Below are 22,205 nucleotides of genomic sequence, written 5' to 3'. Positions count from 1 at the left end.
ACTCCGCTGCTGGTTGAAAAAGATGCCTGCTTGCGTGGCCATGACGCCGTCTCAGCATGGGCTGTTCCAGGGCATGAAGCCGCATCCATCTGCGCGCACATGTACTGAACGCACGCCGTTCTGACGCGCACACGAATATTTTTAGGATTGCGATGGAATAATAGGCGGATGCACGCGTTACCGATCATCGGCAGGGAGGCAGGCTCCATTTGCCTCAGATTCCTGACGACCCTGCGCGCGGTCTATGCTACCGGCTCCCTGTCGGTAAAAGGAACGAAGTGACGAGAAAAAACGCCCATGAAACGCACGCTACGACCTTTCGAGCGGCAATTGAAAAGTTTTCCCGTCGTTGTAGCTAAGACCCCGTTTGCGCGCCGCAGCGCGGCTTCGAGAGCATCGCCGCAGCTCGCGATGAACGGGCCGCCTTCGGCCTCTCACTCCAATTCCGCGAGGGCAAGCGGGAAGTGCCCAGCATCCATGAATGCCCCAGATGGGGCGTCGTTGGCGTTCTCGCACCAGCAACGAACCGCATCGTGCGTGCCAACGCATGCGGATGGCAACAGGTTGAGCGGATCGAGACGCGTCCGCCGCTTCTCTATCGACATCCGCGCGGCGGCGGCAAATGGATTTGGCCATCCGTATCGGTCGCGGGCCCATACGCGCGCATCTTCGGCCGCCGATCTGGCGCAAGCGTTGCTGGCATGTATGACTCGGTAAAGATCGCAAAGGAAGGGGCACGATGGATCACATCGTTCGTTCGGGAATGTTCGCGCCCGCGCGGGTTTGCATGCAGGACGCATGGGCGCCGCAGACCGGCGCGCCGCCCTCCAGCACGTTTTCGCACGCGGGCGCCTTCGGCAGCTCGGCGGATGTCGCGGGCAGCGCAGGCGCCGCGGAGCAATCCGGACCCGATCCGGCGACGCTCCGGCGCAGCGAGAAAGCGCGCTTGCAGAAGCAGCATGGCTGCGCCACGAGCGGCGCGGCAAGTGCAGGCAAGGCCCCCGGCAAGGATTGGAAGGAGTGACGCCGCAAGCCTCGCCCGACCTGGCGCGCTCTCGCTTGCGTCGACGCATCGCCGCCGACCTGTGGCGCGCGGTATGGGCCTGGCGATACCAGACGGCCGCCTCGGTCGCGCTGATGATTGCTGCGCGGCTCGCGGTGGTCTCGGTGCCGCTGATGCTCAAGCGGGTCATCGACGAGTTCAGCCATCCCGCATCGGGCGTCGTGTTTCCTGTCTTCCTGGTGCTCAGCTACGTGCTGCTGCGCTATCTTGGCGACGTGCTGAACGAAGCGCGCGACGTGGTCTTCAGCATCGTCACGCAGCGCACGGTCGCTTCGTTTACCGAGCGCACTTTCGCGCATCTGCACGCGCTGGGCGCGCGCTTTCACGCGCAGCGCGAAACCGGCGCGGTGGTACGCGACGTGCAGAAGGGCGCGGACGGAATCGGTTTTCTGCTCGGTACATCGCTCTTCACCATTGTGCCGGTGATGATCGAGATCGGTACGATCGTCGCCGTGATGACGAGCCGTTACTCGCTCGAATTCGTGGCGGTGATCGGCGTGACCTTCGTGCTGTACGCGGCGTGGACCTTCGTCTTCACACGCTATCGCATGCGCTTCCAGCGCGCGGTTAACGGGCTTGAGGCGCAGTCCGACAGCCGCCTCGTGGACAGCCTGCTCAACTACGAAACGGTCAAATACTTCGCGAGCGAGAACACCGAAACGGGCCGCCTGTCAGGCGTGCTGGAGCAATGGGTGCACGCACGCATCGCGAACCAGCGCGCGCTCACGCTGCTGCATGTCGGGCAGAGCACGATCATCGCGCTCGGCATCGCGGCGGTGATGCTGCGCGCGGCGCAACTCGTCGTCGCGGGCACAATGAGCGTGGGCGATCTCGTGCTCGTCAACGCGTACATCGTGCAGGTGTGCAATCCGCTCAATACGCTCGGGTTTGTATTCCGCGAGACCAACGACGCCGTGGTGAACGTCGAGCGCATGTTCGCGATCCTGCTCTCGCGCGGCCGGGTGCGCGAGGACATCGACGAAGCGCACGCCCGCCCGCTCGTCCTGACGGCGGGCGAGATCGAGTTCGATCATGTCGGGTTCGGCTACGATCCGGCGCGGCAGATACTGCGCGACGTGGATTTCCGCGCGCATCCGGGCAAGAAGCTCGCGGTGGTCGGCGGCAGCGGGTCGGGCAAGTCGACGCTCGTGAAGCTGCTCTTCAGACTCTACGAGCCGACCACGGGCGCGATCCGCATCGACGGTCAGGATCTCGCGCAGGTCACCCAGGACAGCCTGCGGGCGGCCATCGGCATCGTGCCGCAGGACACGGTGCTGTTCAACGATACGATAGCCTACAACATCGGCTATGGAAGCCGCGATGCCACCCGCGCGGAGATCGCGCAGGCGGCGCGCGCCGCGCAACTCGACGGCTTCATCGAGCGTCTGCCGGACCACTACGACACGCGTGTCGGCGAGCGTGGCGTGCGGCTCTCGGGGGGCGAGCGCCAGCGCATCGCGATTGCGCGCGCGATCCTCAAGAACCCGCGCATCATTGTGTTCGACGAAGCGACGTCGGCCCTCGACACGCGTTCTGAGCGCGCGATCCAAAACGAGCTGGACCGGCTCGCGCAAGGCCGAACGTCGATCGTGATCGCGCACCGGCTCTCCACCGTCGTCGACGCCGACTGGATTCTCGTAATGGAGCATGGCCGCATCGTCGAGCAGGGACAGCACGACGAATTGCTCGCGCGCGAGGGCGTGTATGCGCGCATGTGGTCGCTGCAATGGCAGCAGGGCGAGCTGGAACACGCACAGCGCCGCGTGAGCGCGCAGGCGGTCGGGCTCGATGCGCTCGTCGCGGGCGTGGTCGACGCGCTGCACGACGAGATCGCCGCGCGCGGCGTGAATCTCTATACCGTGATCGACGAGCCGGGCTTGCGCGTGTCGGGCGATGCGAGCGTGCTGCAGCAGATCGTCGCGGAGCTATGCCGCGCGCAGATGAAGGCGGCGGTGCGCGGCGAGCGCGTGGAGCTGCGCGTGTTCCGCGAAGATAACCACGCGAGTCTTACGGTGATGGGCCAGCGCCCGAGTCCGGCGGACATCTCGCCGCAGCAGATGCGCCGCCTCGAAAAGGCGTTGACGGAGACGGGCGGCAGCTTCGCGGCGCGCTACATCGACCGGCATATCGCCTATGTCGCGACGCTGCCTCTGCGCCCGGTGCTCGACGATCCCGAGTCCGCCGAAGCCGCGCCCGACGATGCGCTGCGCGGCGTCACCGTGATGGTGCTCGACGACCAGGAGGATGCCCGCGACGCGCTCGAAGCGGTGCTGGAATCGGTCGGCGCGCATGTCGTTCCATGCGCATCGGGCGACGAGGCGTTGACGCGGCTGCGCGGCTTGCCGACCGCGCAGTGGCCCGATGTGTTGCTGTGCGATATCTTCCTCGGCGGCGAGCAGGACGGCTATGACGTTTTGCGGCTCATCCGCGAAGAAGAGGCGAGCCGCGCCGCGACGCTGATGGAGCGCATGCCCGCGATTGCGTTGACGGGTCACGCGCAGGCGGACGCGCGCTCACGCGCGCAGGCAGCCGGCTTTCAGGCGCATCTGACGAAACCGGTGCTCGCGCCGAAGCTCATCGCGACGATCGGCGGCGTGACGTCGCGCGCTGCGTAGACATGCCGAACGACTTCGCGCGTGAGCATCAAGACTTGAATCGCCCTCGTGGGCTTCGTCCCGACAGGTCGTCCGTCTTCACTTCGGCCTGACGAACCGACGCGCCTTCGTCATCGGTTTCGGAGATGTCGGTTTCAGTTCGGGCTTTCAATAGGACCGAAAAGCCGCGCCAGCGCTCCGGGTGCGCGTCGACAGCGCGTACGGCGATGGCCCTGAGAACGTGGCATCGTGCCCGGACAGATATGCTCACGAGGCGAGCCTTCTGGACATCTATCCACACGGCTCAGAACAAGACGGCACCGAGCCTTGCCCCGCGGGTGTGACGTTTGCTGCCTCTCGCTCTATTAGAAACCAGCGAAGGAGCACAGCATGAAAGCAGTTGTCTTTCACGGAGTCGGAAACATATCGCTCGACAACGTTCCCGACCCTTCGATTCAGCACGATCAGGATGCCATCGTTCGCCTGACTGCGAGCGCCGTGTGCGGGACCGACCTGCATATGGTTCGCGGCACACTGGGCGGCATGAAGCCGGGAACCATTCTCGGCCACGAAGGCGTCGGCGTAATCGAGGAAATCGGCAAGGGCGTGCGCAACTTCAAGCGCGGCGACCGCGTACTAATCCCATCTACGATCTCCTGTGGCTTTTGCTCGTATTGCCGAAAGGGCTACACCGCTCAATGCGATGAGGCCAACCCGAATGGACCTGCCGCAGGCACGGCGTTCTTCGGTGGCCCGCAATCGACGGGACCCTTCAACGGCCTGCAGGCCCAGTTCGCGCGCACGCCGCTCGCGAACGCAAGCCTTATCAGACTGCCGGAGAATATTGACGACGACCGTGCCATTCTGATGTCCGATATCTTTCCGACCGGTTTCTTCGGTGCGCAACTCGCCGAAGTCACCCGAGGCGATACGGTCGCGGTCTTCGGCGCCGGGCCGGTCGGTCAGTTCGCCGTGGCAAGTGCGTTCATGCTCGGAGCGGGGCGCGTGATCGTCGTGGATCGTCTGAAAGATCGCCTCGACATGGCACGTGCGCAAGGCGCGGAAGCCGTCAACTTCGATGAAGAGGACCCAGTGCAGGCTATTCTCGCATTGTCCGGTGGTGTCGGTGTGGATCGCGCGATCGATGCGGTGGGCGTTGATTCCGTCCACGCACAGGCGGGGCCGGCGTCATCTGGAGACAGTGCGAAGCAAGGCGAATCGGAAAGCAAAACGGTGACTCCCGAGCGCAACGTGTCGAAAGGCAACTGGATTCCCGGCGATGCGCCCACCCAGGCGCTCGACTGGAGCATCGCCGCGGTAGCCAAGGCCGGGACGCTCGGCATCATCGGGGTTTATCCACCGAATGATCGATTTTTTCCTATCGGCGTTGCAATGAACAAGAACCTGACGATCAAAATGGGCAATTGCAATCACCGCGCGGTGACGCCGCCGCTGGTGGAACGGGTGTGCAGCGGATCATTTGACCCGCTGCGGGTGTTGACCACACGCGAGCCGTTGATGAACGTCATCGATGCCTATAAGGCGTTCGACAAGCGGCAAGCCGGCTGGATCACGGTCGCGCTCGAACCGTTGGCATAAGCACGCGCGTCTGGTTCTGTCATTTCCGGCGGTCTCGCTCACGGCCGGATCAGGGCATGAGTGGCCCTCGACCAGATCGACGTTCGCAAGGGACAGGTCACGGAAAAAATTGGGCGCGGTGTTTTTCGTCGGCGATTCACCGCGCGCCTCTATGATCCGGCGTTTCGCGCAGACGATGAGGCAATCGACGGCCTCGAAGCGATCGCGTGGGGCGCGTATCCCGAAGGCAGAAAATCGCCGATCACCGAAAGGCTGAGCCGCGTTTCGTAGACCCCGAATACGCGCTGCCGGTGGAATGGCGCGGGGCAAGCGATCGAATTTCCGCGGCGCAGGCGCGGCAGCGCAATCCAAAATCGCCCTCGGCTTGCTGATCGTGACGCCTATCTACTGGTATACGGTAAGCATACCGAACAATCTGGCTCGGAACGCTGTCAATATGGCCGCCGTCAATAGTATTGGCAGATCGAATCCGCTCACGGGCGGTCCGCCATCGACAGCCACGCGTCCTTGTCGATTTCTGGCGCATTCAGTATCAGCGCCGTCGGCGCTGGGATCAGGAAGCATTTGTCGCCATTCACGAGCGGCAAGGCGCTTTACGGAATCGCCAGCGGCTTATCTCTAGCCGAAGATCAGTCTCGGCTTAATTGGTGGCGCGTTCCGTTTTCAGGGGACGTCGCATATGCGCTGGCCATTGCATTTATCTGTGACTGGATGCTTCTCAATTCGGCGTTCACGCTAAGCGTGTTATCGGGCTTTTTGAGGATCGGCAAATGAAGGATGAATACTTCCCAGATCAAGCTTTGCATTGGACAAACATGATGAAGGTTCACCGGAACGCGCTTTGCTCAGGTACAGATGTCATCGCCGTATGCGCTCCGCGATAGGCGCGGCACAGGTGCGGCACATACAACTTGCCATAACCGCCTTTTCGCCAGAAGGATTCCATGGACACCCACGTTGCAAACGCGGAGGATAAGTTGCTTCACCTCGACCTGCCAATGTGGGCCGGATTGGTCGGTGTCCCAGGCGTATGGATTCTGCAAGTCATTCTGAGCCACGTGGTATTCGGCCAAGCTTGCGCGAGTAACGCCACGACGGTCGCCGCTAACTCCGGTTCGATGAACATGGCGGCATTTCTTGTGTCGAGCGCCGCAATTATCGTCGGCTTACTGTGTGCGGTGCTCGCTACACGTGGGTTTCTCCTGTCTAACATGCGGCAGATACCGGTCTCTGCGGACGACGGCAGCGAAGCGGTTGGGATCTTGCCGTCCGGGAAAGTAAGTCGCTCTAGGCGCAAGCGTTCGGCTGCTCTGTGCAGTGCGATCGTCGGCGCGAGTTGCGCCATTGGTCTGCTTTTCACCGTTCTAGCGGAGGTCTTTCGCGGATCGTGTGGCCTTTGACAGGGAGAATTGAGAGGTGGGCAAGCAACGTGCCGCGGCGTTGAAACGTTGAGCTAGTGCTCATCCACTCCATCAGGGCTAGTACTGATAAGGGGCGTATGTTCTTCGAAAGCTGCGATTGCTAGATTCTATAATCCGCCATGCCTGCATCAAACATGAACGAGAAAGATCCATTTCCCGACGCCGCGCCCATGGACACCGTCCCTTCGACGTCCAGCCCGGGGTATGCAAAGGCGCATCCCGTCACGCGCGCATTCGATGCCTTCGCGAGCGCTGTCACGCGCTGGGCCGGGTCGCCCGTCGCCTTTGGGCTCGCGGTTATTGCGATCGTCGTGTGGCTCGTGTCCGGTCCTATCTTCAAGTTCTCAGATGGCTGGCAACTCGTCATCAACACCGGCACGACGATCATCACATTCCTGATGGTGTTTCTCATTCAGCAGAGCGCGAACAAGGACAGCGTCGCGCTTCATCTAAAGCTGAACGAACTGCTCGCGTCGAACAAGCGAGCGAGTAATCAGTTGATCGGCATCGAAGACGCGACCGAAGACGAATTGCGCAAGCTTGCCGCGGCTTATCTGCAACTTGCGGAGGAGCGGGATCGCGATAGCCAGCAGCCGACGCGTAACGAGGGGGCGACGGCGGAAATTGCGCGTCGTCTCGCGAAGGCGCAGGCTAGGAAAACGACATTGCACGCGAGCGGCGAACCCGGCAATGTGAAATAAGCGCGACGGGCGCCGCCTTACTTGCTCAAAATGCGGCGCGGCGAGCGGCGCGGGCCAGGTTGTCATGGACACGTCGTCCAGCGGATAAGGCCGTAGCAGAAGTAGGGGCATATAACCCGTCCGGCCGAGAGTTGTAATGCGCGAGGGAGGCTGGCGCCATGGATTGAACGGCGTTACGTGCGATATCGGCGGCGCCCGGAAGCAGGCCGCAGACAGTGCGCAAGCGCAAGCGCGCCGATCGACATCAGTGCGAATGATGCGAGTGGAAACGTGCCGACGGTACTCGCCGCGATAGCGGCGGGCCGGCTTTCCGCGACGAGCTGCATGCGGCGCTTCGCCATACGTTTGCCGAGTTCGCCTAACTGCGAGGCGAGGGCCCGCTCGGCCGTGGGAAGCAACACCGTTTCCTCATCCGCTACGTGATGCATCACTTCACGCATGAGCTGCATGAAGCGCGCGTCGTACGAGGCGTCCTCCGGACCGATCGAACGCAGCTTTGCGATGTCTTCGCGCATCTTGTCGTGCTCGGGTTTGCTCTTCTCGAGGCGATCGTCTCCGGCCATCGCTACGCCGAGCGCGGGGTAGAAGATTTCTTCCTCGAGTTGCGCGTGTATTTCCAGTGCCGTGCAGGCAAGCCCGACGATGGCGCGCTTTCTCCACCACGATGTTTCCGCATGATAGCGATGGAATGCCGCCATAACATGCGAGTGATCCATGCGGATCATCGTCGTGATGGAAGGGGAGACGGATGACATATCCATGAAAACTCCTTAGCTGAATCTCAATTAACGCTACGCGGGGGAAGGGCAGGTATGCCCCTCACTCAGGCTTGAAGACCACGCTGATACAACCGTCCTCCTTGTCCCGGAACGTTTTATACATCGGGGGTCCATCTTCCAGACGCATGCGGTGCGGGATGACGAAGGATGGATCGATCTGCCCCTCCTGAATTCGGTTGAGGAGATCGTCGGTCCGGCGGTTGACGTGCGTCTGGCGATGCGCCAGGTGAGCACCTTGTTCATCGCGGCGCCCAACGGAATCGTGTCGATCAGTCCGCCATACACGCCCGGCACCGAAAGCGTCCCGGCCGGACGGCGCACGTAGATCATTTCGCGGAGAACGTGGGGCCGGTCGGTCTCCAGCATGACCGCCTGCTTCGCTTAATCCGTCCGGGATCTTCACATGCGTCCTGTCCGCGAAAGGCATGCGTACGTATTCAGCCTGGCCGCCGGCATAGCCGCCGGTCGGATGCGTGTAGCCGAACAAGGCCGCCGTGGGTTGGCCGAACAGCTTGTCGGCGGCGTCCTTGTTCCGGTTGGAGCGTTCGCAGACCGAGAAATTGCTGCGCTTGCACTGGTCGCATTCGCCGCAGATGATCGTAAAAGGCACGACGACGCGATCGCCGATCTTCAGCGCGGAATTGCCGCGGCCCACCTCGACCACAGCGCCCATGAATTCGTGACCCATCACGTCGCCGGATTTCATGCCGGGCATGAAGCCGTCGAACAAGTGCAGATCTGGCCCGCAGATCGCGTAGGTCGAGACTCTGACGATCGCGTCGCGTCCATGCTCGATGCGCGGTTCGGGTCGTACCGAATGTCTTTCTTGCCGTGCCAGATGAGTGCTTTCACGGACGCCTCGTGCGGTGTTCCAGCAATAGGTGGGTGCGCTGCTCGTGACCCTAGGCTTCGTTGTCGGACTTTCCGGGCCTGCCGCTTCGGCTCGTTGGCTCGACGTCCGGATCGACATGATCATGCTCGGGGACGTACGGGCCTTCCTCCGGATGGTCCTTGCCCTTCGGCACGAGGCTGGGGTCCATATTCCCGTGCTCGCGCTGCTCGATCGCGCCGTCGGGCTTCTCCTTTACGTCGCCTTCGCCAAGATCGCTACGGCGCTTGTCCGCACGCTCGACGGGATCAGATGGTTCGTCTTGCATCGTCTATTCCTCGAACAATGTTGAGTTGATGGCTGACTATTCGAGCAATCGGTATGCCTTTTATGTCGCGCATGCGGTCGGTCGCGGACCATGGCATCTTTACTCAAGCCATTGCGCGACTGCGCTGTGAGCTGCGCATTTTCATCGCATCGATCACTTCACGAAAATGCTGCGCCGTACGCCGCAAGCCGTCATCGAGCGGCGTGACGGGCGACCAGCCGAGCGCGTCGCGGGCGAGCGAGATGTCCGGCTGACGATGCCACGGATCGTCCATCGGCAAAGGCTTGAACACGATTTCCGACGACGATCCCGTGAGCGCGATGATGCGACGCGCGACATCGAGCATCGAAAGTTCGTGCGGATTGCCGAGATTCACCGGACCGGTGAATGGCTCGGGCGTGTTCATGAGGCGGATGAAGGCATCGACCATGTCGTCGACATAGCAGAATGAGCGCGTCTGCGTGCCTTCGCCGTAGACGGTGATCGGCTCGCCCGCGAGCGCCTGCATCATGAAATTGGAGATCACGCGGCCGTCCGACGGATGCATGCGCGGCCCATATGTATTGAAGATGCGCGCGATCTTGATCGAAAGACCGTGCTGCCGCCGGTAGTCCATAAAGAGCGTCTCGGCGCAACGCTTGCCTTCGTCGTAGCACGAGCGCGGACCGATGGGATTCACGTTGCCCCAGTACGCCTCCTGCTGCGGATGGGCATGCGCGTCGCCATACACTTCGCTCGTCGAGGCCTGAAAGATCTTCGCGTGCACGCGCTTCGCGAGCCCGAGCATGTTGATCGCGCCGTGCACGCTCGTCTTGGTCGTCTGTACCGGATCGTGCTGGTAGTGAATGGGCGACGCGGGACACGCGAGGTTATAGATCTCGTCCACTTCTACGTAGAGCGGGAATGTGACGTCATGGCGCAGCAACTCGAAGTTTGGGCTGTCGAGCAGATGCGCGATGTTGTCCTTGGTGCCCGTATAGAAGTTGTCGACGCATAGCACGTCGTGGCCCTGCGTGAGCAGCCGCTCGCACAGATGCGAGCCGAGGAAGCCCGCGCCGCCTGTCACCAGAATCCGCTTTCTGAACGCTTCTCTCATGTCGCATGCTTCCTTTGCCGTTGATTGCTAGCTGCACACGTAGCGCAGGGTTTCGTCCCAGTCGTTCGCGAAGCGCGCGATGTGGAACCGTTCGAGCGCGGTCCGCCGCGCGCCTGCGCCCAGTCGCCGCGCTTCGGCGGGATCGCGCAGCAGGTGCTGCATCGCGTCGATCAGCGCCTGGGTATCCGTATGGATATAGCCGCTTTCGCTGTTGCGGATCACGGTCGACAGTTCGGTGGTGGCCAGTCCGACGATGGGCATGCCGATGGTCATCGCCTCGACGATCGCGAGCCCGAGGCTCGTCCAGCGAATCGGATTGAAGAAGAAGCGATAGCGCGCCGCGAATTCCGCAAGCGCCAGATTGCCGATCTCGCCGATGCCGCCCGCCGACTCTGCATCCATGCCCACGAGATCGAGCGGCACATGCCGGGCGGCCTGCGCATAGATATCGTTCCCCAGGCGCCTGCCGCGCTGCCGCAGATGGTTGATCACGGCAATGCCGCGCTCTAGTTCACCGACATAGCGCACGCCGTCCGGCACGATCACGCCATGCTCGATGACGCGCGTCGGCGTATCGCCGCTGTTCCACATCAGCCGGTTGAAGTGCGTAACGTGTACGAGCAGGGTGTCGCGCTCCTGCACCCAATGGCATTGTTCGAAGGGATTATCCTGCGGCGGGTCGTGCTCGATATACACGCGTGGCAGGCGCCGTTGCGCATCGGTGAGAAGCGTGAATCGGTCGTCGTCCCACTGGCGTTTGTGCTGGAACAGCACGACATCGAACGCTTGCGACGGCACTTCGCATGCCGGCACTTCATGCACGTTCGCGCCGAACGGCAGCGCGCCACCGGTGCCCGCATAGCCGGGCGGATAGCCGGGGCGCGTGACGAGATAAAATTCATGCGGCGCCTGACTCAGGTAATACAGATAATTGCCGTGGATGTGCCACGTGAGCACGCGCAGGCGCCGGGAGTTAGTCGTTGGCATGAAGAAGCATCTCCTCCCGTGAGGTCGATTGAAGTTGCGCGAAGGCCGCGTCGAGCACGGCCTGGACGCTCACGTTGAGCGCACATTCGTGGCTGTAGGGGCATTCGCGGAACGAGCAGGGACGGCACGCGGGCCAGTCCGCCAGAACGCGATGGCGTGCGAGATCGACCGGCGCCCAGCGGCGCGTATCGCTGCCCGACGCGATGACGACGCTCGGCGCGCGCATGGCGGCCGCAACATGCGAAAGCCCCGTGTCGTTGCAGACGACGAGCCGCGCCCGCCCTGCGATCCCCGCCAGCGCGCCGAGCGACGTGCGCCCGGCGAGGTCAATGGCGTTCGCGCCCGCATCGCACGCGACGCGGGCGGTAAGCGGCGCCTCGCTCGCGCTGCCGGTGACGGCGATCTGCCAGCCTGCCTTCGACAGCGCACGCGCGACTTCGCCGAAGCGCTCGGCGGGCCAACGGCGCGATGGCAACTGCGCGCCGGGATGTACGAGCACGAGCCTGTCGTACACGATCGCGCATTCATCCGTCAGCGCGTCGCGTTCGCGCGCGTCGGCGGCGGTGAGGGGAATTTCCAGACTCAGGTCGCCCGCGTCGATGCCAAGACGCCGCATCAACGCCGTGTATCGCGCGGGTTCGGGCAGATCGTCGGGCCAGTGCATGAAAACGCCTTCGCGCATGGGCTCGCCCGGCTTGAGAAAACCCGCGTTCGCTCGCGCGCCCATGCGCTCGACGATATCGTTCGCCACGCCGCCGCTGCCGTGCAGCTGGATCGCGAGATCGAAGTCGCGCTCCCTCAGCGATTGCAGAAACTGCGGCAGATGCGCGTCGGTTTCGTCCTGTTCGGGAAAGCCGATCGCACCCGGAAACACGATCAATTCGTCGAGCAGATGCGCATACCGTTCAACGAAACTCGCTGCCCACGGCAGCCCGACGAGCACCACATGCGCGCGCGGATACGCGCGGCGCAGCGCACGCAGCGCGGGCACGGCGCACAACATGTCGCCCAGTTGCAGCGCGCGAAAGATGACGATGCGTTCGATCGGCCGTGTGCTCATAGGAACCACACCTTGAAGCGTAACGCACCGCGAATGCGCCAATAAATCGACAGATATGGAATGATCGCAGAAGTCCATAACATTTCGGCGATATGGCCGGGCGCGCGCGATGTCGTTTTCAGACGTTGCACGCAGAATGACACGCTCATCGCGGCCCAAGCGAACGCCGCTCCTGCCGCCGTGCGCGAGGCACCCGCCATCAACGCCACGGCCACGACGACGAGCGCCGCGAGCATCGCGTAATAGAGCAGAGGCGGACCGCGACGGATACGCTCGCGGAAAAGCCCGCGATGCTTCTTGTAGAGCAGGGCATCGAACTGGCTCTTTTTCTGCTGCGAGATGCTCACGCCCCAGCGCGCGGGGCGCACGGGATGCAGCACCATCGCGTCTTCGGCGCGCCCGATTTTGAGTCCTGCGCGCAGCAACGTGAATTGTAGGTCGGAGTCCTCGCGCCATGCAGAGGTGAAGCGCGCATCGAAGCCACCGGTGCGTTCGAGCGCCGTGCGTGTCGCGAAGGCATTCGCGGTAGCGAACTCGGCGTGCGCGAGTCCGGCGGCGTCGCGCTCGTAGTCGGTCGGACGCTTCGGCAGCGGCACGACGATGCGGCCCGATACCGCATCGGCGCCCGCATCGAGCGCGCGCACGCCATTGGCAAGCCATTGCGGATCGGGGACGGTGTCGTCATCGGTGAAGGCGATGCGTCTCGCAAGCGAAGCGCGCCAGCCCGCATTGCGCGCGCCAGCGGGGCCTTGCGTGCCCATCACCGGCACGTAGCGGATCGTCGGGCCGTTCTGCGCGTACGACGCAGCGAGACGTTGCACGCAGGCTTTGGTGGCCTCGTCGGGACCGTCGTCACAGACGATGATCTCGTAGCGCGCCGCATCGTAGCTTTGTGTCGCGAGCGCGCACACGCAACGTTCGAGCATCGCGGGACGGTGATAAGTCGGCACGACGATCGATACATCCGGAATGAAGCCGTCGCGCGCGAGCGAAGGCGCATCCGTCGCGATCGACTCGTGATCGTCGAAAAAGCCCGCGTATGTGCTCATGGGCGCGACCCCTGCTTTTCGACGAGGAAGGGGCCGATCACGAGCGCATCGAGCGGCGAGGTCCAGAACGATTCGAGCGCATCGCGCGGCGTGTTGACCATCGGCTCGCCGCGCGTGTTGAACGACGTGTTGACGAGCACCGGCACGCCCGTACGTTCTTTGAACGCCGCGATCAGATCGTAATAGAGCGCATGCTGTGAGCGATTGACGGTCTGCACCCGCGCGGTACCGTCGATATGCGTGACGGCCGGAATGCGCGCCTTCATCTCGGGGCGCACATCGAACACGAAGAGCATGAACGGCGCGACGCGCGCATCGACGAACCAGTCGGCTGCATGCTCTTCCATCACAACGGGCGCGACCGGCCTGAAGTCCTCGCGGTCCTTGATCTCGTTGAGCCGCGCCTGCATGGACGCTTCGAGCGGCGACGCGAGGATCGAACGCGCGCCGAGCGCACGTGGCCCGAACTCCGTGCGGCCCTGATACCAACCGATCACGCGGTTCTGAGCGAGCAGATCGGCGGTCTCGCCGGCGACATCGTCAAGCCTGCGATACGGCGCGCGCGTCCATTTGAGGAACACTTCGATATCGTCGTCGCCGTATGCGGGGCCGAGGTACGCGTGGTTCATGCGCCACTTGCGGCTGCGATCCCCCGCTTTTGCCCGTTCCTGATAGTCCGTCCAGAGCGCGGCGCCGAGCGCGGTGCCGGCGTCGCCCGCGGCGGGCTGCACCCAGATATCGTCGAACGGTCCGCGATCGCGCAGGCGCGCATTCATCACGCAGTTGAGCGCGACGCCGCCTGCCATCGCGAGATTGGGCAGGCCCGTGCGCTCATGCAGCCATTTGGCGAGTTCGAGCGCGGTCTCTTCGAGCACGACCTGCAGCGAATGCGCGATATCGAAGTGATGCTGTGTGAGCGGTCCGCCACGTTCTCGCCGCGGACCAAAGCGTTCGACGAGACGCGGCGCGCCAACGGTATAGCTGCCGTCGCGGCGATACTTCACGATCTCCCTGAATCGATCGACATGGACAGGCTTGCCGAACGACGCGAGCGCCATCACCTTGTACTCGTCCGACGAGTGAAGGAATCCCAGATAGTCCGTCACCGCTTCGTACAGCAGGCCGAGTGAGTGCGGCAGCTCCACCTGTTTGAGCCGCGTATATTCGCCACCCACGAATTGCCCAAGGCTCGTCGTGACGCCTTCGCCGCGCCCGTCCATCGTGAGTACGGCGGTGTCGTCGAAGGGCGCGGCGAGGAACGCGCTCGCCTCATGACAGAGATGATGATCGACGTTGTGCCACGCGAAACGCGGCGCCCGCCCGCCGCTCGCAAAGCGCCGCTTCAGATGATGCGGCGCCCCGTCGATCAACTGTCCTCGCGCATTGACGATATAGCTTAAAAACAGCGGGTCCCACGGCGACTCGGAAGGATTGCCATCCGGATTCTCAGAAGGCATCATCGGCAGCGCGATGCTGGCCCTCACGTTCTTCGGCATCCCCGAAAATAGTTGCGGATCATATGAATACGCAATGTGATCGACATCGGCGAGTTCGATGCCCGCTTCCTTCAGGCAATAGTCGATCGCATCGAACGGAAGCTGCCAGGTCGAGAACGGCACGGGGCGCTTCGCGTGCTTCACATGCGTGAAGCGCTCGTCTTCCGCGGCCGCGATCACGACGCCGTTCTTGACGAGCGCCGCCGCGCTGTCGTGATAAACCGCATTGATTCCCAATGTGTACATGTCTAGCTGGCCTTTACGGTCGGTTGAATGAGTTCCGTGACGGCATCGATGACTTCTTCGACGCCGACGCCTTTGAGGCACGCGTGATGACCTTCAGGACACACGCTGCGATAGCACCAGCGGCATGGCACGTCGTGATAAAGCACGCGATGCGGCGTGCCCCACGGCATGTGCTGCGGATTCGTGAGCGCATACAGATCGACGACGGGCGTCGTCAAGGCGGACGCGAGATGCACCGGCCCGCTGTTGTTCGACACGAGCACGCGGGCGCGCTGGATGAGCGCCGCGAGTTCGCCGAGTTCAAGAGAGCCCGAGAGATCGACCGCATGAGGATGTGCGGCGCATGCGTCACGGCATAAGGCGGATTCGCTGCGGGAGCCGGTCACGAGGACGGGCCATTGCAACCGCGCCCCCAGGCGCCCTATGGCCTCGGCGAATCGCTCGATCGGATAGCGACGCGACTCCGCGCTCGCGCCCGGATGCACGACGAGGTAGGGCGCGTTTATATCGACATCGCGCGCCGCGAGCTTTTGCGCGAGCGTCGCGGCATCGGCGGGCGGAACGGTGAAGCGCATGCGCGTATCGGCCGCTTGCGCGCCGACCCGAGCGACCAGCGCCAGTTGGCGCTCGACCTCGTGCCGCGTGCCTTGCTGCGGCTCGGTCTCCTGAGCCCAGTCGGTCAAAAGGCCATAGGGATTCTCGCGGCAATGCGCGAGCCGCAGCGGAATGCCGGCGAGATGGCAGAGCATCGCGGCGGGCAAGGGGTTCTGGCTATAGACGCTAAAGATGACCGCTGCATCGAATCGGGCATTGGCAAGACGCGCACGCATCGTGAGATCGGCGAGGGCGTCGATGGGCGCGTCCTGCTTGACCCACGGCGCGTCGTACTCGATGACATTGTCGATCGTGTCGATGAAGGGCGCCGCCGCCTTGCCCGCGCGTGACGCGAGCAAAGTCAGATGCCGCCCCGGCTGCGCCTCGCGCAAAGCGTGCAGCGCGGGCGTGGTCATCAGCACGTCGCCGAGATTGTCGAGACGGATGCACAGAATGCGCTTCACGTCCGCGCCCCAGTCGCGCTGCGGGCTCGCGGCGCTCTTGCGCGCGTGCGCTTCGACCACGCGCGGCAGCACCGGAGGGCTCACGGGATCGCGCTTCATGCCGGACACTCCGCATTGACGATCGCGATCGCGGCTTCATACATGTCCTTCGCGACGACATCCGGCTCGCGCCCTTTGCCGCGCAGCCATAGCGTCTCGTTGCCGTTGTCGATGAGCACGCAGCGGCAACCCGCGCGGTGACCTGCTTCGACATCGTCGAGGATGTCGCCGATAAACCAGCTTCGCGACAGATCGATGCCGTGCTCGCGGGCCGCGCGCAACAGCATGCCGGGCGCGGGCTTGCGGCACGCGCAGCGCCGCGTGTATGCGGGCTCGACGCCTTCAGGATGATGCGGGCACCAGTACACGCCGCAGAGACGCGCGCCCGCTCCTTCCACGAGGGCGTGCAGCCGCGTTTCGACGCCCGCGAGCGCGTCGAAACGAAACTTGCCGAGCGCTACGCCGCTCTGGTTGCTGATGACGAACAACGGCGCATCGAGCGACGCAAACAGCCGCAACGCCTCAAACGCGCCGGGGGCGAGACGCATCTTGCGCGGGTCCACGTTCCAGGGCACGTCGTCGAGCAGGGTGCCGTCCTTGTCGATGAAGATCGCCGGGCGAGTCATCGTGTCCATCATCGCGCCGTTCCGCCCATTGCGACGCGCGCCGCTGCTTGCGCATCTTCGCCGCTCACGCGCGCATAGACCTGCGCCAGCGCCTCGGCGACGCTCGACCACGTGAACATCGCGTTGGCGCGCGCGAGGCCCGCTTCGCTCATACGGCGCGCGCGCATCGGATCGCGCTCGATCTCGAGCAGCGCATCCGCGAGCGCGTGCGGATCCTTCGGCGGCACGAGCAGGCCGGTTTCGCCATGCACGACCGAGTAACGTATGCCGCCCACATCCGCGCCAATCACGGGTGTGCCGCACGCCATCGCTTCAAGCGGCGTGATGCCGAACGGCTCGTACCACGGCGTCGTGACGAACACGTCGGCCGCGTTATAGAAGTGCTTCAGTTCCGTGCGCCCGTGACGGCCGACGAAATGCACATGGTCCGCCACGCCGCATTCGCGCGCGATGCCGCGCAGCCGGCCGATCTCCGGCGTCGCGTTCTCGTTGGCGTCGTCGGAGTTGCCGCCCGCCACGTAGAGCGCGGCATTGCAGCCCTCTGCGGCATGACGGATACCGAGCGCGCGCACTACGTTGTCGATGCCCTTGCGCGGCACCATGCGCCCCAGTTGCAGCACGATAAAGCGATCCTGCGGCCAGCCAAGCCGCTCCCTTGCGCGCGCCTTGTCGAGCGGATGAAACTCCGCGCGATCGAAACCGCACGGTACGAGATCGATGCGCGCGGGGTCGGCATCATAGAGATGGATCAGGTCGCTCTCGTCCTGCGGGCATTCGGCGATCACCGAATCGGAGCGCTGCACCAGTTCGTCTTCGATGGCGAAGCGCGCGTCCGGAAAGCCGTCCGATCCGCCCTGATGCAGGCGCCGAACACGCCCGAGCGCATGAAACGTCGTGACGAGCGGCAGGCCGGTCGCATCCTTGATACGCAGCCCGACCAGGCCCGACATGAAGAAGTTGGCATGCACGACCGCATACGGTTGCGCTTCGCGATGCATGAAGTCGAGCATGAAGCGGGCGAACGCATCCATATACGGCAGCAGCTGCTCCTTCGGCAACTGCACGGGCGGACCCGCAGGCACGTTGACCACACGGATGTTTTCGAAGCGAGAGACGAGCGGCAGCAGTGAGCGGTCGCAGCGCGTGAAGACATCGACCTCGTGACCGATGCGCACGAGCTGGCGTGCGACGTTCGCCACATAGATGTTCTGGCCGCCGCTGTCGACCCCGCCCGCTATGGCCAGCGGCGAAGCGTGTTCACTGATCAGAGCGATCTTCACGAGAGTCTCCTGTTATATGATGCCGATCGGCATGTTTGCGGCAGGTGATGCGCCATGGCTTGGATCACGAACCGGTTCAGCATTCACTGTGCCACTCGTTGCGAGACCCGGAAGTTATCCGAAACGATTGACGGTGCATACCGCAACGAAACACATATCGTTTGGTTCGTTGCGCGGGGAACGCGCTTTTACGTCGTTCGTGTAGAACGGAAACGACGTGCGGGTACAGCATGGCTTGCGCGCCGTGCGTCGTCTTCACGGACCATGCGCCTCATCTCCCGGACGCGCGCCGGGATCACGCGGCGTCTCGCGAGCGCCCATGCAATGCCGGCGATCAAGCGCGGCAGATCACGCCGAAGCGAGCGTTCGGCGCGCGATACGCGCAGCGCGTTCCGCGTCGCGTGCAATGCTTCGCCGAGCGGGAGACGCAGCCACGCGACCCACGCGGCATTGCGCGCAAGCAGCCTGCGCCGCAAGGCGTCGTCGCGTAAAGGGGAAGGATGGTGATGCAGGACGAGCGCATCTATATAGACGATCTCGTGGCCAGCGCCAAGCACATCGAGCGAGACGAGCGTCTCTTCTCCACCGATGAATAGCTTTGGCTCATAGCCGCCCGCCGCGCGGAAGGCCTCCGTGCGGAACACGCATGCGCCTGCCATAAAGCCGATGAGCGCGGGGCCCGGCAATCCTTCGTTGGGTAAAGGACTTTCGCGCATGCGCTCGCAGGTTTCGTCGGTCTTGCCATGCTCGCCGACCACGACGCGCGCATTGAGCACGGCGACGCGCGGCGCGGCATCATGGATGGCGACCGCGTGCGAGAGCGAGCCGGGACTCCACCAGGTGTCGTCGTCGCAGAAGGCGACGTACTCCGTCTTCACTCGCGCGACGCCCAGGTTTCGGCCCGCCGCGCCGAGGTTGACCGGCGCGACGACGAGATCGACGAAGGGAAAGCTTGCCGCGATGCGTTCGGCCGTACCGTCCGTCGAGGCGTTATCTACCACGATGATGCCGATGCGATCCGGCAACGCGGCAAGTCTTGCGAGCGTGTCGAGCACCTGAGCGGCTCGGTTGTAGGTAAGCACGACCACCGTGAGTCGCGCATCGCTAGAATCGGGAAGCGTTGCCGGATCACACATGGCGCAATGTCCAGAATCGCTCGAGCGCGAGCACGTCGTCGTAGCCATGCGGACCGAACGCGCGAAGCTGGCTTGCGTAGCGTTGCACTGCGCGCTGCTTGGTTTCGAAGCAGCGCTGGAAGGTTCCGGCATCAACCGGTTCGAGCAGAGGCGTCGCCTCGATGCCCTGGCTCGCAAGCTCTGCGATCCTGCGCTGCACGAGACCGTTCATGCAACGATAAAGGCAGTCCTCGTAGGCAATGCACGTAACGGACGTGTCCGAAACGCATGCGATACAGGACGCTTCGTGGACTAGCGCGTGATCCGAATGAAACAGGCCGAGCGGAATGAACACGACATCACATGCGTGGTGGTGTATCACGTCGAGCAGCGACGCCGCGATGTATGCCGGCGTGTTGGCATCGTCCTCCATGTATTGCGCATCCAGAAAGTGAAGATGCACCGCGCGTGCGCCGAGCACTTCGAGCGCGGCGGCGTCTTCGGCGCGGCGCGTGCGCATCGCGTCGCGCGCATCGGCGAAGCCGCATTGGGTGTCCCATTCTGTGACGCGCTCGTCGCGCGGCGCCCCCGCGAACACCGTGCAGACCACGGCGCCCGGAGAGGCGGCGAGCGCGGCGCCGCAACTGAAAACGGCGTCGTCGAGATGGGGAGAAATTACCAGCAGTCTGGAATGGGTGTCCGTCATGATCGAACCGTTTTGTGGTCCGGTCGCACGCGCAATGGCCGTGCCGCGCCGCCGATCTCTGTGATGCGCGCTGGGCACGACTGCATCGTGCGTGCGCTTCACACCGCGCGTCGTTGCCCCACGTGGCGCGCACGAAGGTCAGCACGCGGGCGGGCTCGGTGTCCGTGAGCTTGTCGGCAAACCTGGGCTCGCGTCCCGTTTCCGTCGACGGGCGCGTCCGCTCTGGAGCACTGTGCGGCTGAGCGAGTCCGGCTTCTGCGAGAGGACCACCGGATCACCCGTGAGCCCCGGACAACGGTTCACCGGAGCTCCTGCGCGTATGACGCGCGATGCTATGTGCGGCAAATGCGGCGACGCCCCCGTTCAGGCGATGGTGCTTCGCCAAGAGAGCGCAAGCGGACGAAAGGCATCGTCTCCGCATATGCCGATCAGGTTGTCAGGTGGTTCGGCGGCTTTGCCGGCGATACTCCCCGGGAAGCGGCAATTGATCCCGCAAAATTCTCAAGGAGAGATGCTCGACCGATTGTGTAGCGGCGCGTCGTCATCGATGTCGGCGAAGCTCTACGACATCGTCTGACCACTTCTTGATGCCCCCACTTCGATCAACGCGTCATTGCCGCACCCGTTGATGCAACCGCGCGACAGCGGTGCATTGAGGTGTCAGCGACGTCTGAAAGCGGTCGAGTTCGATGAACTGGCGTTCTGTATGGCGAGCAGCAATCGTCGCCCAAGTCTGCAGGCGGTCGATGCCTTCCGACGATCCTCTGCACCTCGTTGCGCGGTGAGCACCGGGCTCACGGCCTGGTCTCGTGCGTGCTGTAGAACGGTCACCAACGCCTCGCCGCGCGTAGATCGAAAGAACGTGTCTTCGGTGGCGTGCCGCTGTTGCCCAGCGCGACAGGACTAGTGCAGTGCGTCATTGAATAGAACGCTGTCTATGTTTAGATATGGGTCATGGGCAAAATGAATCTGACCGGAACCGAACGCGAGCAACTGCTGTCGGCGGCGCGCAGCCGAACGGTGCGTGCGGCGGACGTACGACGCGCGAAGTTGATCCTGATGCTCGAGGACGGCGAATCGCGCGACAGTATCATGCGCACTCTGGGTTGCGACTCGCGCTTCATCGCACGCTGGTCGGGGCGCTTTCTTAGCGAGCGACTGTCCGGCATGTACGCCCGGCACTCCGGGGGCGCTCCCAAGCAGCCGCAGGCGAGACTTGAGGCGCGGGTGCTCAATCGCACTCTCAAGCACAAACCCGCCGACGCCTCGACACACTGGAGTAGCTACAAGCTCGCGGCAGAGCTCGGCGACGTCTCGGTCTCGGCCGTGCAACGGATCTGGCGCAAGCACGGCATCGAGCCGCAACAGTTAGAGCGGCACATGATCTCCAACTACCCGGACTTCGAGGCCAAGGCAGCCGACGTGATCGGGCTTTACCTGAACCCGCCGGCGCACGCAGCGATGTTTCGTGTGGAGGAGAAGACTGCGATTCAGGCAATCGACCGCAAGGACCGGATGCTGCCGCTGTCGCCGGGGCGCGCCGAGAGTCACGGCTTCGAGTACAAGCGCAACGGCACGCTCAGTTTATTCGCGGCGTTCAATACTGCTACCGGCGAAGTTTTTGGCAGGACGGCGGCGCGCCACACAAGCGAACAGTTCGTAGCCTTTCTGACCGATGTCGTCGCCAGCCAGCCCAAACGCAGGGAAATCCACGTCATCTGTGACAACGTCAGCAGCCACAAGACGCAGCGGGTCGCCGACTTCCTCAACGCTCATCGCGACGTACGTCTGCACTTCACGCCGACCTACTAGTCGTGGCTCAACCAAGTGGAAAACGGGTTCTCGCGCATCCAGCGTGATGTGATCGCCCGCGGCACTTCACTTCGGTAAAAGACCTGGATCGCAAACTCATGCACTACATCCGTGAGCACAACAAAAATCCGAAGCCGATCAAATGGAAGCATGACGATCCTTCACGAAAGATTCGTGCGGTGCAAATGCAATGACGCAGTCGACTAGAGGACCCGAATGGGGTCACTTACGGCGACGCTGCCGCGGTCTCAGAGGGGGAAAATCGCACTGGCGTGACGCGGCGCGAGGGCCGCGTTGAAAAAAGGTCCGATGGTCGAAGCA

18 protein-coding genes and 2 pseudogenes are annotated in these 22,205 nt (G+C 63.5%); 7 read left to right on the top strand and 13 right to left on the bottom strand.

Annotation, left to right across the window (positions count from 1 at the left end):
• Positions 1-739 precede the first annotated feature (739 nt).
• The 6 genes from AWB76_RS32175 to AWB76_RS32150 all read left to right on the top strand — a co-directional run bounded on the left by AWB76_RS32175 (position 740) and on the right by AWB76_RS32150 (position 7,378).
• Positions 740-1,024: a hypothetical protein gene (locus tag AWB76_RS32175; RefSeq protein ID WP_061164153.1), complete on the top strand. Its 285-nt coding sequence runs from the start codon at positions 740-742 to the stop codon at positions 1,022-1,024.
• Entirely contained in the window at positions 1,021-3,678 is a 2,658-nt protein-coding gene (locus tag AWB76_RS32170) for an ATP-binding cassette domain-containing protein (RefSeq protein WP_061164152.1), read from the top strand. Before AWB76_RS32175 ends, AWB76_RS32170 begins: the two co-directional genes overlap by 4 nt.
• A 369-nt stretch (positions 3,679-4,047) precedes the next feature.
• The gene (locus tag AWB76_RS32165) at positions 4,048-5,256 is read left to right on the top strand and encodes a zinc-dependent alcohol dehydrogenase (protein WP_061164151.1); all 1,209 of its coding nucleotides are present in this window, start codon (positions 4,048-4,050) and stop codon (positions 5,254-5,256) included.
• Positions 5,257-5,316: 60 nt separating this feature from the next.
• Complete coding sequence (locus AWB76_RS42955) at positions 5,317-5,526, top strand: hypothetical protein (RefSeq protein ID WP_061164150.1); 210 nt, start codon at positions 5,317-5,319, stop codon at positions 5,524-5,526.
• Between the two features lie 674 nt (positions 5,527-6,200).
• A complete protein-coding gene (locus tag AWB76_RS32155) occupies positions 6,201-6,656 on the top strand; it encodes a hypothetical protein (RefSeq protein WP_061164149.1) in 456 nt (151 codons plus the stop codon).
• A gap of 155 nt (positions 6,657-6,811) precedes the next feature.
• Positions 6,812-7,378 (top strand): low affinity iron permease family protein, encoded by a 567-nt coding sequence (locus AWB76_RS32150; RefSeq protein ID WP_061164148.1) that lies wholly within the window; start codon positions 6,812-6,814, stop codon positions 7,376-7,378.
• A 173-nt stretch (positions 7,379-7,551) separates the two neighbouring features.
• On the opposite strand, the gene AWB76_RS32145 is transcribed toward AWB76_RS32150, so the two are convergent.
• The 13 genes and pseudogenes from AWB76_RS32145 to AWB76_RS32085 form a co-directional block, all read right to left on the bottom strand.
• Positions 7,552-8,139 (bottom strand): hemerythrin domain-containing protein, encoded by a 588-nt coding sequence (locus AWB76_RS32145; protein ID WP_061164147.1) that lies wholly within the window; start codon positions 8,137-8,139, stop codon positions 7,552-7,554.
• Positions 8,140-8,197: 58 nt separating this feature from the next.
• A pseudogene (locus AWB76_RS32140) lies at positions 8,198-9,009 on the bottom strand (alcohol dehydrogenase catalytic domain-containing protein).
• Positions 9,010-9,059: 50 nt separating this feature from the next.
• A complete protein-coding gene (locus AWB76_RS39610) occupies positions 9,060-9,314 on the bottom strand; it encodes a hypothetical protein (RefSeq protein ID WP_074171456.1) in 255 nt (84 codons plus the stop codon).
• Between the two features lie 103 nt (positions 9,315-9,417).
• On the bottom strand, positions 9,418-10,410 hold the full coding sequence (locus AWB76_RS32130) for a UDP-glucuronic acid decarboxylase family protein (RefSeq protein WP_061164145.1): 993 nt from the start codon (positions 10,408-10,410) through the stop codon (positions 9,418-9,420).
• Positions 10,411-10,437: 27 nt separating this feature from the next.
• A complete protein-coding gene (locus AWB76_RS32125; protein ID WP_061164144.1) occupies positions 10,438-11,397 on the bottom strand; it encodes a glycosyltransferase in 960 nt (319 codons plus the stop codon).
• A complete protein-coding gene (locus AWB76_RS32120) occupies positions 11,384-12,457 on the bottom strand; it encodes a glycosyltransferase family 9 protein (protein WP_061164143.1) in 1,074 nt (357 codons plus the stop codon). The genes AWB76_RS32125 and AWB76_RS32120 overlap by 14 nt, the downstream gene beginning before the upstream one ends.
• Positions 12,454-13,506, bottom strand: coding sequence for a glycosyltransferase family 2 protein (locus AWB76_RS32115; protein ID WP_061164142.1), 1,053 nt, complete (start codon positions 13,504-13,506; stop codon positions 12,454-12,456). Before AWB76_RS32115 ends, AWB76_RS32120 begins: the two co-directional genes overlap by 4 nt.
• On the bottom strand, positions 13,503-15,248 hold the full coding sequence (locus tag AWB76_RS32110) for a carbamoyltransferase family protein (RefSeq protein ID WP_061164141.1): 1,746 nt from the start codon (positions 15,246-15,248) through the stop codon (positions 13,503-13,505). Before AWB76_RS32110 ends, AWB76_RS32115 begins: the two co-directional genes overlap by 4 nt.
• 2 nt (positions 15,249-15,250) lie before the next feature.
• Positions 15,251-16,405, bottom strand: coding sequence for a glycosyltransferase family 9 protein (locus tag AWB76_RS32105; RefSeq protein ID WP_061164140.1), 1,155 nt, complete (start codon positions 16,403-16,405; stop codon positions 15,251-15,253).
• The gene (locus tag AWB76_RS32100; RefSeq protein ID WP_061164173.1) at positions 16,402-16,971 is read right to left on the bottom strand and encodes a D-glycero-alpha-D-manno-heptose-1,7-bisphosphate 7-phosphatase; all 570 of its coding nucleotides are present in this window, start codon (positions 16,969-16,971) and stop codon (positions 16,402-16,404) included. The genes AWB76_RS32105 and AWB76_RS32100 overlap by 4 nt, the downstream gene beginning before the upstream one ends.
• Positions 16,972-16,979: 8 nt before the next feature.
• Positions 16,980-18,251 carry a glycosyltransferase family 4 protein gene (locus AWB76_RS32095; RefSeq protein WP_061164139.1) on the bottom strand — a complete coding sequence of 424 codons (1,272 nt, stop codon included), beginning with the start codon at positions 18,249-18,251 and terminating at the stop codon, positions 16,980-16,982.
• Positions 18,252-18,439: 188 nt separating this feature from the next.
• Positions 18,440-19,387: a glycosyltransferase family 2 protein gene (locus AWB76_RS32090; protein WP_061164138.1), complete on the bottom strand. Its 948-nt coding sequence runs from the start codon at positions 19,385-19,387 to the stop codon at positions 18,440-18,442.
• Positions 19,380-20,072, bottom strand: a complete 693-nt coding sequence (locus AWB76_RS32085) for a PIG-L deacetylase family protein (protein WP_063936415.1) — start codon at positions 20,070-20,072, stop codon at positions 19,380-19,382. The genes AWB76_RS32090 and AWB76_RS32085 overlap by 8 nt, the downstream gene beginning before the upstream one ends.
• A gap of 954 nt (positions 20,073-21,026) precedes the next feature.
• Between AWB76_RS32085 and AWB76_RS32080 the strand changes: the two are divergent.
• A pseudogene (locus AWB76_RS32080) lies at positions 21,027-22,078 on the top strand (IS630 family transposase).
• The last annotated feature ends 127 nt before the right edge of the window (positions 22,079-22,205 follow it).

Source organism: Caballeronia temeraria (genome assembly GCF_001544795.2).
In the GTDB taxonomy this organism is placed as follows: Bacteria; Pseudomonadota; Gammaproteobacteria; order Burkholderiales; family Burkholderiaceae; genus Caballeronia; species Caballeronia temeraria.
Note: the sequence above shows the minus strand (reverse complement) of the source record. Positions and strands in the feature narration are given on the sequence as shown.